The sequence below is a fragment of the bacterium genome, from assembly GCA_020444065.1.
GTDB lineage: Bacteria > Sumerlaeota > Sumerlaeia > SLMS01 > JAHLLQ01 > JAHLLQ01.
Genome location: JAHLLQ010000006.1, coordinates 388,811 through 406,379, shown reverse-complemented (window position 1 = coordinate 406,379; position 17,569 = coordinate 388,811). Strand labels below are relative to the sequence as shown.

The 17,569-nt window shown below is 59.7% G+C and carries 14 protein-coding genes; 5 read left to right on the top strand and 9 right to left on the bottom strand.

Features of this window, described 5'->3' with window-relative positions; translation table 11 throughout:
* Positions 1-1,914 (top strand): VCBS repeat-containing protein (locus KQI84_15825; GenBank protein MCB2156342.1); only part of this gene is annotated, 1,914 nt, incomplete at its 5' end.
* 85 nt (positions 1,915-1,999) lie between these two features.
* On the opposite strand, the gene KQI84_15820 is transcribed toward KQI84_15825, so the two are convergent.
* Positions 2,000-3,124, bottom strand: a complete 1,125-nt coding sequence (locus KQI84_15820; protein MCB2156341.1) for a teichoic acid biosynthesis protein — start codon at positions 3,122-3,124, stop codon at positions 2,000-2,002.
* A gap of 338 nt (positions 3,125-3,462) precedes the next feature.
* Between KQI84_15820 and KQI84_15815 the strand changes: the two genes are divergently transcribed.
* The 4 genes from KQI84_15815 to KQI84_15800 all read left to right on the top strand — a co-directional run bounded on the left by KQI84_15815 (position 3,463) and on the right by KQI84_15800 (position 8,326).
* Positions 3,463-4,335, top strand: coding sequence for a DUF502 domain-containing protein (locus tag KQI84_15815; GenBank protein ID MCB2156340.1), 873 nt, complete (start codon positions 3,463-3,465; stop codon positions 4,333-4,335).
* A 13-nt stretch (positions 4,336-4,348) separates the two neighbouring features.
* Positions 4,349-5,704, top strand: a complete 1,356-nt coding sequence (locus KQI84_15810; GenBank protein MCB2156339.1) for a sigma-54 dependent transcriptional regulator — start codon at positions 4,349-4,351, stop codon at positions 5,702-5,704.
* A 400-nt stretch (positions 5,705-6,104) separates the two neighbouring features.
* The gene (locus KQI84_15805) at positions 6,105-7,076 is read left to right on the top strand and encodes a phosphate/phosphite/phosphonate ABC transporter substrate-binding protein (protein MCB2156338.1); all 972 of its coding nucleotides are present in this window, start codon (positions 6,105-6,107) and stop codon (positions 7,074-7,076) included.
* A complete protein-coding gene (locus KQI84_15800) occupies positions 7,076-8,326 on the top strand; it encodes a HAMP domain-containing histidine kinase (protein ID MCB2156337.1) in 1,251 nt (416 codons plus the stop codon). The genes KQI84_15805 and KQI84_15800 overlap by 1 nt, the downstream gene beginning before the upstream one ends.
* Here KQI84_15800 and KQI84_15795 read toward each other — a convergent pair whose 3' ends face one another.
* The 8 genes from KQI84_15795 to sufB all read right to left on the bottom strand — a co-directional run bounded on the left by KQI84_15795 (position 8,327) and on the right by sufB (position 17,486).
* Positions 8,327-10,372, bottom strand: a complete 2,046-nt coding sequence (locus KQI84_15795) for a serine/threonine protein kinase (protein ID MCB2156336.1) — start codon at positions 10,370-10,372, stop codon at positions 8,327-8,329.
* A gap of 206 nt (positions 10,373-10,578) precedes the next feature.
* Positions 10,579-11,781 (bottom strand): radical SAM protein, encoded by a 1,203-nt coding sequence (locus KQI84_15790; GenBank protein ID MCB2156335.1) that lies wholly within the window; start codon positions 11,779-11,781, stop codon positions 10,579-10,581.
* A gap of 6 nt (positions 11,782-11,787) precedes the next feature.
* Positions 11,788-12,120, bottom strand: a complete 333-nt coding sequence (locus KQI84_15785; protein MCB2156334.1) for a DUF59 domain-containing protein — start codon at positions 12,118-12,120, stop codon at positions 11,788-11,790.
* Entirely contained in the window at positions 12,113-12,580 is a 468-nt protein-coding gene (locus KQI84_15780; GenBank protein ID MCB2156333.1) for an SUF system NifU family Fe-S cluster assembly protein, read from the bottom strand. The genes KQI84_15785 and KQI84_15780 overlap by 8 nt, the downstream gene beginning before the upstream one ends.
* A complete protein-coding gene (locus KQI84_15775; protein ID MCB2156332.1) occupies positions 12,580-13,839 on the bottom strand; it encodes a cysteine desulfurase in 1,260 nt (419 codons plus the stop codon). The genes KQI84_15780 and KQI84_15775 overlap by 1 nt, the downstream gene beginning before the upstream one ends.
* Before the next feature lie 16 nt (positions 13,840-13,855).
* The gene (gene sufD / locus KQI84_15770) at positions 13,856-15,175 is read right to left on the bottom strand and encodes a Fe-S cluster assembly protein SufD (GenBank protein MCB2156331.1); all 1,320 of its coding nucleotides are present in this window, start codon (positions 15,173-15,175) and stop codon (positions 13,856-13,858) included.
* Positions 15,176-15,191: 16 nt separating this feature from the next.
* The gene (gene sufC, locus KQI84_15765) at positions 15,192-15,962 is read right to left on the bottom strand and encodes a Fe-S cluster assembly ATPase SufC (GenBank protein ID MCB2156330.1); all 771 of its coding nucleotides are present in this window, start codon (positions 15,960-15,962) and stop codon (positions 15,192-15,194) included.
* 75 nt (positions 15,963-16,037) lie between these two features.
* Positions 16,038-17,486 carry a Fe-S cluster assembly protein SufB gene (sufB, locus tag KQI84_15760; GenBank protein ID MCB2156329.1) on the bottom strand — a complete coding sequence of 483 codons (1,449 nt, stop codon included), beginning with the start codon at positions 17,484-17,486 and terminating at the stop codon, positions 16,038-16,040.
* Between the last annotated feature and the right edge of the window lie 83 nt (positions 17,487-17,569).

The window sequence follows — 17,569 nt, the reverse complement described above, 5'->3', positions numbered from 1 at the left end:
GACGACCGGATCGCGTGGTATGAAAACCGGCTGGACGAGGCGAGCGCGGACTTCGGCCCTCAGCAGACTATCCCCGCAGCCGCAAGGGGCGCTTGTTCCGTCTTCGCAGTGGATCTCGATGGCGACGGCGACCAGGACGTCCTCTCCGCCTCATTCTCCGACCACAAAATCGCGTGGTATGAAAACCGGCTGGGCGAGGGGATCGCCCTTTTTGGCGCCCCGCAGACCATCACCACAGCCGCCGAGGGCGCTTGTTCCGTCTTCGCAGTGGATCTCGATGGCGACGGCGACCAGGACGTTCTCTCCGCCTCCTATATTGGCGACGGCATCGCGTGGTATGAAAACCGGCTGGACGAGGCGAGCGTGGACTTCGGCCCTCAGCAGACCATCACGACAGCCGCTAACTTCGCGTATTCCGTCTTCGCAACTGACGTGGATGGCGACGGCGACCAGGACGTCCTCTCCGCTTCGAGGTACGACGATCGGATCGCGTGGTATGAAAACCGGCTGGACGAGGCGAGCGCGGACTTTGGCCCCCAGCAGACCATCACCACAGCCGCCGATGGCGCCCGATCCGTCTTCGCGTCGGACTTGGACGGCGACGGAGACCAGGACGTCCTCTCCGCTTCAACAAGCGACGACCGGATCGCGTGGTATGAAAACCGGTTGGACGAGGCGGGCGCGGACTTTGGCCCTCAGCAGACCATCACCACATTCGCCGATGGCGCTTATTCCGTCTTTGCTGCAGACCTGGATGGCGATGGGGACAATGACGTCCTCTCTGCCTCATCATGGGACGACAGAATTGCGTGGTACGAAAACCTGACGCCGGTTTCAAGAATCTCCTTCGGTTACGTGTCCAGTCGCGAGGGGTGGAAGCCGTACGGTTATCCGGGCTTCTCCTCGCCGGTGTTCGGCAATACGCTCGGCGATCCGGGAACGCTGGATACGACGATGACCGACAATACGAACCAGGTCGGCCTCTGGCAATCGCCAGGGTTTGAAGTCGTTGCGCCCGGTGAAACGCCGACGCGCACAGACACCGAGAAACTGGCGGGTGTGCCGGGCACATCGATCTTCTCTGCGACCTATCGCGTGATGACGGATGAAACGGATCCCACGCGTGTGCCCCAGTTTCGTCTGCGCACAACATCCGGAACTGGCCAGAAGTCCGAAGTGCTCTCGATCGAATCGCATTTCGACGGCGCGTACTCGCCAACACCGGAAGGGCGTGACTACACGCTGACCTTCCAGCCATCGGCGAATGACTCAGTCTTCGAGTGCTACTTCGATCTCTTGAACTTCTATCCGCAAGATTCGGCGACTGCGACGGTGCTGCTCGATCGGGTCGAGGTTAAACCGATAGCCGATCTGTCGATGGAGTCTGCGCGCCTCGATCGCATCTACCCGTTCTTTGAAGGACAAGATGGCTGGCAATCGTACACGATTCCAGGCGTATTCGCCGAACCGACATTCGCCTACGACCAGACTAACAGCCGCCTCGGCATTAGCATCGCGGACACGGATGACTTCCAATTCGGCTTCTGGGGTTCAACGATCGATCCGGCCAACAACGTTACGATCGAACCCGATTATCTCTACTGGGCCATCTTCACTGTGGGGACGGACATCACGGATCCGCAGAGGGTTCCCGAGTTTCGCCTGCGCCTGAACGAATCGATGTTCCGCGCGAGCCAGTACACGAACATCGCCGCGACGGGCTCGGCCGCCGGCGTTCCGACTGCGGGCAACGCAAAGGAGTACACCGTCTTCTTCCCGCCGAACATGGGCGCGGGCGGAAACCTGCTCTGCTCCTTCGACCTGCTCGCGAATCCATCCCGGCAGTTGCTGGATGTTGGAAGTTCGATCTATCTCGAACGAGTCGAGGTGCTCTCGCAGCCTCTCGTGCCGTGAAGAAAGACACACTCCGACGAATACCGGCTGCGTCGCGCATAATCTCAGGGATCGTTCGGGCACATAGCGCTTCGTTCGACTTGCCTTATGAGGCGACAAGCTTCCCGAATGTCGGCGCGTAGGCAGCACCCGTCTTCAGTTCCACCGAAGGCTGGACGTGACTCAGAATGCGGCGCATGGCGACCTGGGCCCAATCAGTGCGCTCGATTGGCATGTTGCCGCGGTACTCATCCAGTTTGCGCAGGAATGCCACGAGATTTCCCGCGCGGCACTTCTCGATCTCGACCCATGTGCCGGCGCCGGATTGCTCGACGAAATGCGCGTTGATGTACTGCTCGTAGTTGCGCGTCTCGGGCATCGCGAAGACGGGCTTGCCAAGGGCAAACGCCTCGCCGACAAGCTGATTCCCGGCCGTACAGACGAGCGCCGACGCCGACGCGAGATCCTCCACGAAACGCGTCGCATCGATTTCGCAATACCGCAAGTTCCCATCATCCGGTCGCAAGCCGAGGCCATAGATCCGAACTTGTCGACCCGTTGCGCGCAGCGATTCGATCACATTCTCCGGAGCGAATCGTCTCAGGTACGCAACGAGATGGCCGTCGTCCGAGGGAATCGCCCCAAGGACTTCCGGCCTCAGGAAGACGCCAACCTGCGAGACGTTCTCGATGCCATTCTTGAGCGGCGGGAAGTAGAACGACGAGACGATCGATTCGGCTTGTCCCGCGTAGTAGCGCCGCACCACTTGCGCCATCAGTCTTGCATGCGCGCGAAGGTGCAGCGGCAAACTGCTGAGATCGCTGTAGAGCAGGAAGTGCTGGTGATTGACGCTAAGGAACGGAACGCCGCAGCGATGCGCTGCGCGGGGGAGTGACGGCTCGAAATCCGTCACCACCAGGTCCGGCCGTTCCCAGCGGATGACGCCCTCGAGGCGACTCACGAGGCGACTGAGTGAGGCGAGATAGCCGAGGCCTTCGCGAGTCGTTCGGGCGAAATCCAGCCGATGGCCGCGCGTGTAGTGGAAAACAAGTCCCGGGATCCAACAGACCCGGACGTCGGTCTCCGCATAGATCGGAGCCAGGAGTCGGTAGGCGTCCTCTGGAGCGAAGATCGTGATATCGTGATCGAGACGCAGGCGCTCGACAAGCGCACGCACACGGGTTGCGTGGCCGCGGCCCTCGCCGGACAGGCTGAAGAAGATTTTGCTCATTGCGCCCTCCACCGGTAGGGTTCTGCAGGGTCGCGGGGAGTCGAGCAGGCACTCTCTAAGAGAATGCGAACGGGATGTAAAATCGCAGTTAGTAAAACGGGCCGAAGTCTTGCGAATCAGCGGGTGATGTCAGCGCCGGAGCCGTGAATTCCCGGCGCCCCAGCAGGTTGGGGTGGCCATTTTTGCACACCTCGATTGGAAAATCTGCCCATCTGCCGATTCGACTTGTCGCGGGCGCCAAGTTGTCCCAGAATGGCTTGAGGATTGGTGATCGCGCATCAGCCGGGCGGACCATTCAGATTGAATTGCCAGATACCTAAACAGGACCAGACACGCACTTGCCCAGCGAACCTCTGAAGGCCACGAATATGGACGAGCAAGGCGCACGCGTTCCCCCCGAGGAGCGGCAATCGCCAAAGGCTACACGCTGGGATGTCTTCCGGCGCCGCTTCATCGCGGGCCTGATCACCGTCATCCCGGTGGTCATCACGATCTGGGTGATTTTCCTGATCGTGGGGCGGATCGATTCGATCTTCGGCCCGTTCGTCCAACCGCCGATCGAGAAACTGGTCAAGTTGCTGGCGAACGACAGCGTGCCGGCGGATCGCCTTGTGGCGCCGCTGTCCACGTTCTTCGCCCTGATCGTGGCCGTCGTCACGATTACGATGGTCGGCTGGCTCACGCGCTTCCTGTTCGTCCGTCGACTGATTCAGATCGGCGAAGGAATGGTGACGCGCGTTCCTCTGGTGAAGTTCTTCTACCTGACGCCGAAGGAAGTGATCAACACGCTGACGACGCGTCGGGATTCGCTGAAGCGCGTTGTCCTGATCGAGTACCCGCGGCGCGGCATCTGGTGCCTGGCGTATGCCACCGGCGAGATCATCCGAAAGCCGGACGGCGAAGCCCTCGTGATGGTCTTCCTCCCCACGACACCGAACCCGACGAGCGGCTTTCTGCTTATGCTGCCGATGGAAGACGTCCACGATATCAACCTCAGCGTCGAAGACGGCATTCGCCTCATTATCTCGGGCGGAATCCTGGCCCCGAACGCTATTCACACACATCCGTTCGTTGGGCTGGATACCGAGCCCGACCTGCCGCCGTCCGAGCCGCTGACATCCGAAATCCCACCCGAACTCGTCGAGGCCGTGAAGCGGCAACCTGATGACAGCCCCGACGAAAGCGCGCCGAGCGACAAGACGCCCAGCTGAAAGGAACACGAAAATGCCTGCGAATCTCCTCCTGGTCGATGACCAACCCGATGTGCTGGAAGGCCTGAACCTGGCCTTTGGCCGCACAGACAACAACGTAATGACGGCAAGCAACGGAGAGGAAGCGATTCAGGTCCTGAATTCCGAAGAGGTCGATGTCGTTGTGACAGATCTCAAGATGGGCGGAATCGATGGATTGGGTGTACTGCGCCATGCTCTCAGCCTGGAGCCCTCGCCGGCTGTGATCATTCTGACGGCTTTCGGAACGATTGAATCGGCCGTGGATGCGTTGAAGGAAGGCGCGTTCGACTACCTGACCAAGCCGGTGAACGTGAAGGAACTCCGCGTGCTGGTCGAGAAGGCGGCACAGCATCGTATGCTGGTGCGTGAGAATCTGCAATTGCGCCAGCAGATCGACAAGCGCTTCGGCATCGAAGGCATGATCGGCGAGTCCAATGAAATGCAGCGACTCTACGACATCGTTCGCCAGGTTGGTCCGACTAAGGCCACGATCCTGATCGAAGGCGAATCCGGCGTTGGCAAGGAGGTGTTTGCGAAGGCATTGCACCAGATCAGCCCGCGGGCGAAGAAATCGTTTGTCGCTGTGCATTGCGCGGCGTTGCCGGAGACATTGCTGGAGAGCGAACTCTTCGGTCACGAGCGCGGCGCTTTCACCGGCGCGATCTCTCGTCGGCCGGGAAGGTTTGAAATGGCCGATGGCGGCACCTTGTTTCTGGATGAGATTGGCGAAATCCCTCTTTCCATGCAGGTCAAGCTTCTGCGAGTCCTCGAGCAGCGCGAGATCACGCGCGTCGGTGGCACGAGCACGCTGAAAGTTGATGTCCGTCTGATCGTCGCGACCAATCGCGAATTGGAAGAAGAAGTCGCCGAAGGGCGTTTCCGCGAGGACCTGTACTACCGCCTGAAAGTCGTGCAGGTCGAAGTCCCGCCGCTCCGCCATCGTCGGGCCGACATTCCGCTTCTGGCCCAGCACTTCCTGGGCGACTTCGCGCAAGAAAACGGTCGTCCCGTGCCCAATCTCTCGCGCGACGCGATCGAGATTCTCCAGGGCTATCATTGGCCCGGAAACGTCCGCGAACTTCGCAACGTGATGGAGAACACCTTCGTTTTCTTGAAGGGCGACACCATTCAGGCTGATGACCTTCCGAGCTCGATCTCTCGCGAGAGAGAACCTGTTACCGATGGTCTGACAGTTCCGCTTGGCTTGCCGCTGGAAGAGGTCGAAACGCGTTACCTGAAGCGCACCCTCGCCTCAGTCGATGGAAACCGGACGCGTGCCGCGGAGATTCTCGGCATCAGTCGGCGCACGCTTCAGCGGCGAATCAAGGAACTCGGTCTAGAGAATTGATCCCAGGACAGCCTGGATTCGGGACACAACGTTCCGTTATTTGACAGACTAATTCGGACAAATATTATCGCCTTTAGCATTTTTCGATTGCGTGGGCGCTCATCTTCTCCGTACATTGATCGCGTTGAGGGCAAATTGGGAGATTTCCGGAGGGCGAGGGAGCCCGGCGGACGGGCGAGGAAGAATCCCTGGGAGGGGAGAGAGGAAACCTGCTCAGTACGCTCCAGCCTCCTTGACCAGGTGGGGAGAGGTCGCTGGTTCAGCAAAACGAACCACTTAACGTGATGCCTACGGCCGACCTTTCAGGTTCGGCCGTAGTCCGTTTAAGGCAGGCACAGGCGCTTGCCTTCCCGCCGGGGATGCGCTAGGTCCTCTGTGTCAGCCACTTGGAATGGACCCGATGCGGCGCTTTCTTCTCCTTCTGCTTGCAGTCATCTTCTGCCTCCCGGCCTGGGCGCAGGACGAGCCCACGTCCGGAACCTTGACCCATCGAACGGATCGACTGCTGCGCATTGGCTTCCTGCGACCGGAGGGCGAGGCGGACATGACGCCGGTCCAGCTTGAAGCTCTTCGCGAATATCTCCTCGCCGTTCCCGAAGTCACAGCCGCGATGGAGACCGAAGGCTACGAAGGCATTGGGTTATTCAGTACTGACGGCGGGCGCGACATGCTTCGTCGGCTGAACGCTCTGGAATTCGATGTCGCATTCGTGCCCGCCCGTGCCTGGGCCGAGCAGCAGACCGGCTACACCGTCATTTTGCAGACCCGTCGCGAGCGCGACTTCACGTCGTCCCGTGGCGGGCGCGTGCTGCAGCGCGGCGTCATTGTCATCAGTGCCCGGTCCCCCCTATTCGCTCAGGACGAACTGAGCGACGATGATGTGGCCGAGTACCTGACCGACCAGCGCATCGCCGTGGTCGCATCGCAGAGCGTCGCCGGGTTCGTGGCACCATTGCTGGAGATGAGCCGGCGCTTTGGCATTCAGCGCCCTCGGGGCGGATTGATCTGGTTCGAGTCGAGCGCCGAGGTCACGAAAGCCGTTGTTGCCGGTCTTGTCGATGTCGGTGCGTGCGAAGAAGGGGCGATGGAGGAGACGCTGGATCGTTCCGGACTGAACGCTGAACAGAAGAACGATGTCCGCCGTGTGATTCTTCGCACAAATCCGGTAATGACCGACCCCGTGATCGTGCATCCAGGACTCGCGCCGCAGGTCAGTGAACTCGGCCGCGAACTGAAGCGTGCGCTGAGAGACTTTTCGCTGCAGGGCGGATTCGGTCGCGTTCAGTTGCAGAGCGCACGCGACTCGGACTATCAGGAAGTGCGCCTTCTGCTGACGGAGTTCGACGAACGCGTCGGGGAGATCGGGCGCTAATGAAAGCCGAGACGACGCACAGCGCACCTGCCCGCTGGCCCCTTGTATTGGCCGTTCTGCTCCTCGTCGCGGCACTCGCAACACTGCTGTGGATTCGTGGGCGACTCGTGAGCGAAGAGGAGACGTCTCTCTCCAACGCGGTTCGCGTCTTCGAGCGCACCGACGCGCTGGGGCGTCCGGAGAATGTTTCCGTGCGCTTCTCTCAGGTCGAATCGCTCGCGCGCAGCCTCGAAGAAAGCGATCTGGTCGCGCGATTGTTCGTGACGAAGCAAGCCCTCGGCGGTCGGGAACGTTTGCTGTACCCGTATTACTACGAGCTGCTGCATCCGGACTGGCGCACCGAAGTCCAAAGTTGGGAGCGGCTTCCCGTCGGGGATCCGACGTCGCCTCATGGTTGGCTATACGTCGAACTGGCGCCGAAGAATCGCGAGGCGGTCGACCGGGCGGTCTGGGTTTTTGGTCTGCTGCTGTTTGTTTGCCTGGGTGTTCTCGTCTTCCGCCAGCGCGGCAAAGAAGTGGAACTGAGCCGCACGGTTTCGGAGTTGGAACAACGCCGCGCCGAGGTCATTCGTCTCGAGCGTCTCGCGCTCGCAGGGCAGCTTTCCGCGAACATTTTCCACGATCTGAAGAAGCCGGTACTGAACATCAAGCACGAGGTCAGCGATGCGCTCGAGGGCTCTCCGATCGATCGCGATGAGTTGTTGCAGGCTGTCCATACGCAGACAGAGCTCTTCCTGAAGATGCTGCGCGAGCTTGGATTCGAGAACTTCGTGCGCGTTAGCGAAGAGGAGAGTGAGTACTGCGATATCGCAGAGACGATCGATCGGGCGATGTCGCTCGTGAAGTACGAACGCGGCGACGTGGACGTGCAATGCGATGTGCCGCGGGATGGATCATTGCCGCTGGTCTTTGCTCCACAGCATCGCCTGATCCAGTTGTTCTCGAATTTCTTCCTGAATGCCTTCCAGGCGATGGAGGGGCGGGGTAGCTTGTGGGTCAGCGTCAACCAAGAGGACTATCGCCTCGCCGTCGTCATCGAGGACAGCGGGCCAGGGCTTCCTGAGGAACTGCGCGAGGATCTGTTCGAACCGTTCATTACGACGCGCGGTGAACAGGGAGGTTCCGGACTCGGGCTCTACATTTGTTCGAAGATCCTGGGCGACCTGGGCGGCGACATCGTTATCGAAGCCCCGCAGCGCGATCATGGTGCGCGCTTCCGCATGACGATTCCATGTCAGACCAGCGAATAACTACCGTCGGCGGGGCGGAGGCAGCATCCCACCAGGACGGCGGAGCGCACCGCCGGGGAGGCCTTCGGGCGACTCAATCTTCCGCCCCATCGTCGTGATTCGATCCCACTGCTCCCACTCGGCCTTCCAGTTTTCCAATTCGGGTGCGCCGGCCAACCTCGGTGCGAACTGCGACCATTGCAGTTCGCCGTCCGTCGGGCTGATCGCTTTCAGAACGATAGCATCGGCGAAGATCTCATTCGGATCGTTCGACGGGTCATTGATGACGACGTAGCGGGCGATACTCCCGCGCAGATCGATGGTCACCTTGCCCATCTCGATGAATGTGCTGTTCCCGCCGTTCTTGTCCGAAGTCTTGACTCCTTTTCGTGAGGCTTCTTCCACGCGAACCATTCGATTCGCGTCGTGAACCTCGAACGGCACCATCGTGCCGGCTTTCTCCAGAAGTTCCAATTCCCTGTCGCGGGCGACCCCGATCGTCTTTTGAAGCATGACGATCTCTTCGCGGTTGGTCTCCGAAGCTGTTGGACCAAGAGCGGCACGCCCGATCGCATCTAGGGCGTTTGTCCACTTGCCTTGAGTGATATCGTAGCTGAGTCGAGAAGCACGCGACACGAAGTCGATTATTCGTGAATCCAACGATTGATTGGCGGATGTCGGATTGGAGGAGTTGAATTCCGAAGGCGCCACTTCGCCCACTTGAGACATCGTTGGAATCGTCGTCGGTTCGGGCATCGGAGTGGGCTGTGGACGCGCCGCTGCTGCCGTTGCAGGCGCAGGCGATGTGGTTGGCTTCGATTTGCCGAATGGGCCGAGTGTTGCCACCGCGAACACGCCGAACAGAATCACCGCGACACCCCCCAGGATGTACCAGAGCTTGCTTGTCTTCTCCGGTGCGGGCGGTGTGTATGGCCTGGCCATTGATGATGGCGAGGTCAGGACCGTCGGCATCTCCTGGGGCGAAGGGCGCTGAGAGACGATCGTGGGCGGCTGTGCGCCCTGCTCCAGATCGATCAGTTCATCGATCGTGGCCAGCAACTCATCGTAGGACGTGAAACGATCCTCGGGCTTCTTTGCCATCATACGATGGATCATCCCGAGCACGCGCCCGCCCAGCAGTTGCTTCAGTGCATCCGGCTCGGGCAGTGGCGACTGTGTGTGCGCCAGCAACACGCCAAACGGCGTCGATGCTTTGTACGGCGCATCGCCCATCAGCATCATGTAGAACGTGCATCCGAGCGAATAGATGTCCGTTCGGAAGTCTGCCGATCCGCTGGAGCTTTGCTCCGGCGCCATGTAATTCGGAGAGCCCAGGATCATGTCTGTTGCCGTCAAGCCCAGGTCCATGTCCATGCGCTTCGCGAGTCCGAAGTCGGCGACCTTGATCTGGCCGGACTTCGTCACCATCAGGTTGGCAGGCTTGATATCGCGGTGGATCACCTTGCCAGCCCAGGCAAAACGCAGCGCCTCGACCGTCTGGCGCAGTATGGGAAGCGCCTCTCCTAACGGCAGCGCGCCCTTGCGGCGGATGATTGCTCCAAGATCCTCGCCCTCGATGAACTCGAAGGCGATATAGGAAGATTCTCCGACGGAACCGAAGGCATAGACGGAAACGATGTTGGGGTGATTCAGGCGAGCGGCGGATTGCGCCTCGACTTTCAGGCGTTCGCGGGCGGTTTCATTTTCCGCCAGCATATCGGTCATGACCTTGATGGCCACTTTGCGATCGAGATTCGCATCGTAGGCCTCATAGACGACGCCCATGCCGCCCTGGCCGAGCTTCCGCGTGATCTGGAAGGGGCCGATCATGTCGCTGCCCTCAACCCGATCAGGCAGCGCATCGGCCTTCAGGTAGCGCGTATCGTCCTCCGGCGATCCGTCAGGGATCACCGTGGGCGGGGTGCGAGTGATCTCATTATTGGGCGCGGCCTGAGTCTCATCGGCGTAGGGGGCGCCGCTTCTCTCCTCGGGCTCGGAGCTTTCCGATTGCCGGCCGTCATCGATCATGGTCGCCGCCAAGTCATCAACGTTGCTCTTTGACACCATATATTCGCCTACACTGCAAGCAGGTTGTGCCGATCCTTGCAGTGCAGGAGCAAAAAACAGGGCACCAGCAACGCCATCGTTTGATCGTGCCAAGGCACTTGAAGCCAAAAGACTTAGCGCGCCTGGCCGCACGTGCATAAGGCATCATCCGTTCCAATTGGAACAGGAGCCAGCCCATTTTGTGCCGATTTCAGAATAATTACGCTTTATTCGCTCGAATCAGCAGCGTCCGCAAGTTTCTGAAAATGTTCCAGTTTAGACCGAAGGTCAGCCCGAGTCGACTCGGTGAAGTTCCCCGATTCGATTTTCTCCGAGGCTTCGTCCAGAATCTCCCGTGTCTGCTGGTCGGTTATCTGGTAGAATTGGCCGCATCCCTTGCAGGTTTCAAGGTACTCGCCTTCAGTGAACGTGCGGCGGAACTCGCGGGCGATGGAGCCGTTGACCTGGTCCATCAGAGGCGCCGCCTTGGAGTTTCCGTAGGAGGTCTCCAGATAGCAGCAGGGCTTCAGATTGCCGTCGCGCTCAATGATCAGCGCACGCCATGCGGATGGGCAGCCGTACCGAACCCCCGGCGCGATCTGCGGGGGGGGCTCCTTCCGAAATGCCAGCGCTTTCTGCGGGAAGTACACGCAATCGACGCCGAGGCGCTCCGCCAGCTTCTGGGCTCGATCCAGGTTCCATCGGAAGATCCGCGTTCCGACCACGGACACGTGCGCATGCTCCTCGTGGTCGATCACGAGGTTGGAGAACGCGATGCGATCGGCGCCGAGTTTCTTCGTCAGCCGCACCATCGCGCAGGCTTGCCAGATGTTGTACTTGGAGAGCGCACAGGCGATATGAACGCGCGGCGTGCTTTGGCCGCGATCGTTCCGTCGACGCAACAACTCACCCACGTTGTGGCAGACCGTCTTGAAGTCCGCACCCTCACGCAGGAAGTTGAACGTCCTCGCCGTTGCGCCGTCCATACTGACGCACAATTCATCCAGGCCGGAATCGAGAATCTTCTCGATGACCTCGGGCGTCAGGCTCATCCCGTGGCTCGATGTCATGCAGTAGGTCCCGCGCTCCTTTGCGGAGGCGAGGAAGTTGAAGAATTCCTTGTTCAGAAAGGGCTCGCCCAGACCGAAGAGGCCGGTTCGTTCGGCGACCTCGAGGTGGGGGAGGATCGGCTCGAAGTGCTCGGCCTTCATCAGGCCCGACTTCACTTCGGACTTAAACGTCTGGCGCGGACAGAGAGGGCAACGGATGTTGCACACGACCGAAGTCGCCACATCGTAGTGCGTTGGTTGGGAGTAAATTCGATCGTCGAGCCAAGTGGAGTCGAGCAGCGCGAGCACGCCGTTCACTGCCCTGGGATCGTCGAGTTCCAGGGCGGGGACGTTTCCGTGGGATTGCTCGACAGCGGTCATGCGATGTTAAAACATCCCGAGTTCGAGTTTCGCGGCCTCGGACATCATGTCCGGGTTCCAGATAGGCTCCCAGACGATATGAACGACGGCGTGATTGACGCCGGGAACGGCCATGACCTTCTGCTCAACCTCGACGGGCAGCGTCTCGGCCACGGGGCAATTCGGCGACGTCAACGTCATCGTAATTGTCGTGTTCCCCTTCTCGTCCAGCTCGATATCGTAGATCAGCCCCATCTCGTAGATGTTTACGGGGATCTCCGGATCGTAGACCGTCTTGAGGGTCTGGACGATCATCTCCTTGGTATTCTTGGCGGCGCCTTTGGCCTGCTCGTCACTCATTGTCATCCTGCTCCGTGGAGACGGGTTTGTCCTGATCGTGGAGGGCGGCACGCAGAGTGTGCCACGGCAGCGTCGCGCATTTGACGCGAATCGGGTAGTCGCGAACACCCTGGAAAACGGCCAGCTTCCCGAGTTCTTCCATCTTCTCGGTGAAATCGGCCTCGCCGGCGACAAGTTCGTGGAAGCTTGTGAAGATGTTCTCTACCTCCTTCTCGGTCTTGCCCTTCAGAGCCGACGTCATCAGGGAGCACGACGCCATGCAGATCGCGCAACCGGCACCCTTGAAACTGACGTCCTTGACGACTCCATCCTGGATGAAGAGATACACCTGAACCCGGTCGCCGCACAGCGGATTGAAGCCTTCCGCGTGGCGATTGGCCTGCTCCATCTCGCGGAAGTTCTGAGGGTGCTTGTTATGATCCAGGATTGTCTCCTGGTATAGGTCGCGCAAGTCAGACATTACCCGAACATCTTGATGACCTTGTGAATGGCCTCCACGAGGGCATCAATTTCCTCCTTCGTATTGTAGGCCGCCAACGAGGCGCGCGACGTGGCCGGAACGCCGAAGCGATCCATGACCGGCTGTGCGCAGTGGTGGCCTGTGCGGATGGCGATCCCTTCCTGGTCCAGGATCGTCCCCACATCGTGCGGATGAATTCCTTCAAGGATGAAGGAAAGCACGCCCGCTTTCTCCTTCGCCGTGCCGATCAGACGCAAGCCTTTCACTGCGGCGAGAGCCTCCATGCCGTACTCCAGGACTTCATCCTCGTACCGGCCGACAGCCTCCAGCCCGAGGTCGTTTACATAATCGATCGCCGCACCCAGGCCGATCGCGCCGGCGATATTGGGCGTGCCGGCTTCGAACTTGTGCGGCAGATCGTTGTAGATCGTCTTTTCGAACGTGACGGAACTGATCATGTCGCCGCCGCCCTGCCAGGGAGGCATGGACTCCAGCCACTTCTGCTTCCCATACAAGACCCCGATACCCGTAGGGCCGTAGATCTTGTGCCCGGAAAGCAAGTAGAAATCGGCATCGAGTTCCTGAACGTCGACCGGGACATGGGCTACTGCCTGCGCGCCATCGATTAGGACCGGAGTGTCCTGGGCATGCGCCGCATCGATGACCCGCTTGATCGGGTTGATCGTTCCCAGGGCATTCGACACATGCACGACACCGACGAGCTTTGTCTTCGGGCCGAGGAGCTTCGCAAACTCCTCGAAGATCATCTCGCCGTCATCGTTGATCGGAACGACCTTCAGCTGCGCACCCGTGCGTTCGCAGAGCATTTGCCATGGAACGATGTTGGAGTGATGCTCCATGCCGGTGATGAGAACTTCATCGCCGGCGCCGATGTGCTGCTGGCCGAATGTGTTGGCGACGAGGTTTATTCCTTCCGTCACGCCGCGGGTGAAGAGAATCTCCTTCACCGATGTGGCATTCAGGAATTCGCGAACCTTCTCGCGGGCACCGTCGTAAGCACGAGTCGAGCGCTCGCTCAACAGATGCACGCCGCGATGCACATTCGAGTTGTCGTGCAGGTAGTAATTGCTGATCGTTTCAATGACCTGCGACGGCTTCTGCGTCGTCGCTGCGTTGTCCAGGTACACCAGCGGATGTCCATGGACCTCCTGATGGAGGACAGGGAAATCTCTCCGGACTTTCTGGACATCGAATGTCATGTTCGAGTGCGCAGTGGCCATTTGGTTGATGGTGCTCATCGGATTCTCCTTCCGGTCAGTGGGGAAGGCGGTTGTAGAGAATCTCCTCCACGGTTTCGCGAACCTGGTCGACGTGGACGCGTTCGGTCACGTCGCCGGCGAAGGCCCGGATCAGCATGTTCCGTGCGGATTTCGACGGAATGCCGCGGGAGCGCAAGTAGAAGAGTGCCGAGTCGTCCAACTCGCCGATAGTCGCGCCGTGTGTGCACTTCACATCGTCGGCGTAGATCTCAAGCTGGGGCTTCGCGACGGCCTGGGCATTGTCGCTCAGGAGCAAGTTCTGATTCGTCTGCTTTGCATCGGTCTTCTGAGCGTCCGGATGGACGTGAATGCGGCCGCGGAAGACAGCCGTGGCGTTGTCGTCGAGGATGCCCTTGTACAGCTCATGGCTGTCGCAGTTGGGCTTTGCGTGATCGACCTGCATGAAATTGTCGATGTGCTGCTTGCCCGTGCCGATCAGCAGACCGTTGAAGATACAGTCGATGCCTTCGCCGTCGAGATAGCCGAACACGTCGTTGCGCACCAGCGCGCCGCCCATCGCAAACGAGTGCGAACGGAAGCGGCTATTATCGCCCTGCGTCACGTACAGCGACGAATAGTGATAGCCATTCTCGACGTGCTCGCGCTGCAGCTTATAGTGATCGATGTCGGTGTTCGCGCCGACAGCCGCTTCGAGCACCGTGTTCGTGAAGGTCTGGGCATTGCCGGTTCCAATCCACGACTCGATGATCGTTGCGCTGGAATCGTCCTCGGCTACCAGAACATTGCGCGTCTGGGAGGACGTCGGCTGGTCGCCGCCAACCACGAGGTTCAGGATGTGGATCGGCGTCTCGACCTTCACACCGGCGGGCAGGTGAATGAACGTGCCGCCGGTCATGAGCGCCGTGTTCAGCGCGATCATGGCGTAGCTTTGATAGTCGGCGTACTGCGCGAGGTGCGGGCGAATGCTGTCGGCATCGTTCGTCAGCACATCCATCAGGCTCTTCACGGTGACGCCCGCGGGCAGATCGCCAATCTTCGACAACTCCGGCTGATAGCGCCCGTCGACGAACACCAGAAGGTGCGCCTCCAGATCGCCATACAGGAAAGGCGTCAACTTGTCGGCGGTCACGGCGGCCGTCGTCCCTGTCACGGAGAAAGGCTTCTCGGCGATGGGATCAAGGCTGGTGTAGCCGTATTCTTCCTGGCGACGAGTCGGGACGCCGAGAGCGGCGAAGCGCTCGAAGGCAACCTTGCGGATTTCGGTCAGCCAGGATGGCTCCGCTGCCGCAAGTTCCTTCGACAGTTCGGCGAATTCCGCCGCGTAGAGATTCTTCTCTGCAATTGCTTCAGTCATTGGTCATCAATCCCTATCAGGCGTTGGCGGTTTGGGCTTTTTTGAGTTCCCCATTCACCCAGGCGTAGCCGACTTCTTCGAGCTGCAGCGCCAGGTCCTTGTCGCCGGACTTCACGATCTTGCCGTCGACCATCACGTGTACGACGTCGGGCACGATGTAGTTCAGGAGGCGCTGGTAGTGAGTCACGAGGATGATCGCGCGCTTCTCGTTGCGCAGCTTGTTGACCGCGCCAGCCACGACGCGCAGCGCATCGATATCCAGGCCCGAGTCCGTCTCGTCCAGCAGGGCCAGCTTCGGATCGAGCACGGCCATCTGCAGGATCTCGTTCCGCTTCTTCTCGCCGCCGGAGAAGCCGACGTTCACGCCGCGCTTCAGCATTTCCGGATCGAGCTCGAGCAACTCGGCTTTCTCGCGGATCAGCTTCAGGAAATCGATCGCATCCAACTCCGGTTCGCCGTGGGCCTTGCGAATGGAGTTCAGCGCAGCCTTCAGGAAGTAGGAGTTGTTCACGCCGGGAATTTCGACGGGATACTGGAAGGCCATGAAGATGCCCTGCTGAGCGCGCTCATCGGCCTCAAGTTCGAGCAGATCTTTGCCGTCGTACTCGATGGCGCCGCCGGTGACTTCGTAATCATCGCTGCCGGCAACCACACGCGTCAGCGTGCTCTTTCCGGAGCCGTTCGGGCCCATGATGGCGTGCACTTCGCCGGGCTTCACTTCCAGGTTCAACCCGTGAAGAATTTCGGTGTCTTCAACCTTCGCGTGCAGGTCGGTGATCTTCAGCAAACTCATTGTAATCTTCTCTCCAATAGGACGAAATAGTCGGTGTGTTTTCTCTGTGAGGTTCGAATCCGTCGGACGTCAGCCGACGCTTCCTTCCAGGCTGATGCCGAGGAGCTTCTGGGCTTCCACGGCGAATTCCATCGGCAACTCGGCAAGCACTTCCTTTGCGAAGCCGTTGACGATCATGGAGACGGCATCCTCTTCGGAAATGCCGCGCTGCTGGCAGTAGAAGATCTGATCTTCGCCGATCTTCGACGTGGTCGCTTCGTGCTCCACGTTTGCCGTTGGGTTGCGCACGTCGATGTACGGGAACGTGTGCGCGCCGCACTTGTCGCCGATCAGCATCGAGTCGCACTGCGTATAGTTGCGGGCGTTTTCTGCGCCCTTCATGACCTGAACCAGGCCGCGATACGTGTTCTGCCCCTTGCCGGCGGAGATACCCTTCGAGATGATCGTGCTGCCGGTGTTCTTGCCGATATGGATCATCTTCGTGCCGGTGTCGGCCTGCTGCTTCATGTTGGTCAGCGCGACCGAGTAGAACTCGCCGATCGTATTGTCGCCCTTCAGAATCACGCTCGGGTACTTCCACGTGACGGACGAACCGGTCTCGACCTGCGTCCAGGAGATCTTCGCGTTGTCGTCCTTGCAGATACCGCGCTTCGTGACGAAGTTGTAAATGCCGCCGCGGCCTTCCTCGTCCCCTGGGTACCAGTTCTGCACCGTCGAGTACTTGATTTGCGCATCTTTCATCGCAACCAGCTCAACGACGGCGGCGTGCAACTGATTCTCATCGCGCTGTGGCGCCGTGCAGCCTTCTAGGTAACTGACGTATGCGCCCTCATCGGCGACAATCAGCGTGCGCTCGAATTGGCCGGTGTTCTGGGCGTTGATGCGGAAGTAGGTCGACAGTTCCATCGGGCAGCGAACGCCCTTTGGAACGTAGACGAACGAGCCATCGCTGAATACAGCCGAGTTTAGCGTTGCGTAGAAGTTGTCCGTGTACGGAACCACTGTCCCGAGGTACTTTTTTACCAACTCGGGGTGATTCTCGACAGCCTCGGACATCGAACAGAAGATGATGCCAAGTTCCCCCAGCTTCGCCTTGTACGTCGTCGCGACGGAAACGCTGTCGAAGACCGCATCCACGGCGACGCCGGCCAGAAGCTTCTGCTCCTGCAGCGGAATGCCGAGCTTCTTGTAGGTTTCGAGCAGCTTCGGGTCGACCTCGTCCAGGCTCTTCGGCTTGTCCTTATCGGACTTCGGAGCCGAGTAGTAGCTGATTGCCTGGAAGTCGATGTCGTCGTATTCGACGTGGGGCCACTTCGGCTCCTTCATGGTCAACCAGTGGCGGTACGCCTTCAGGCGCCACTCGGTCATCCAATCGGGCTCGTTCTTCTTCTTCGAGATAAAACGAACCACGTCCTCGTTCAAGCCGGGCGGCAGAGAATCCTGCTCGATATCCGTCGTGAAACCCCACTTGTATTCGCGGTTCGTAAACTCCTGCAATGTTTCGTCGGTTGTCGACATATCCTCTTCCTGTTGCTTGGACTTGCCCGGAGCGCTTCATGGCTCCGGCTATCGGGAAATTCGTCTCTGATTCAAACTCACAC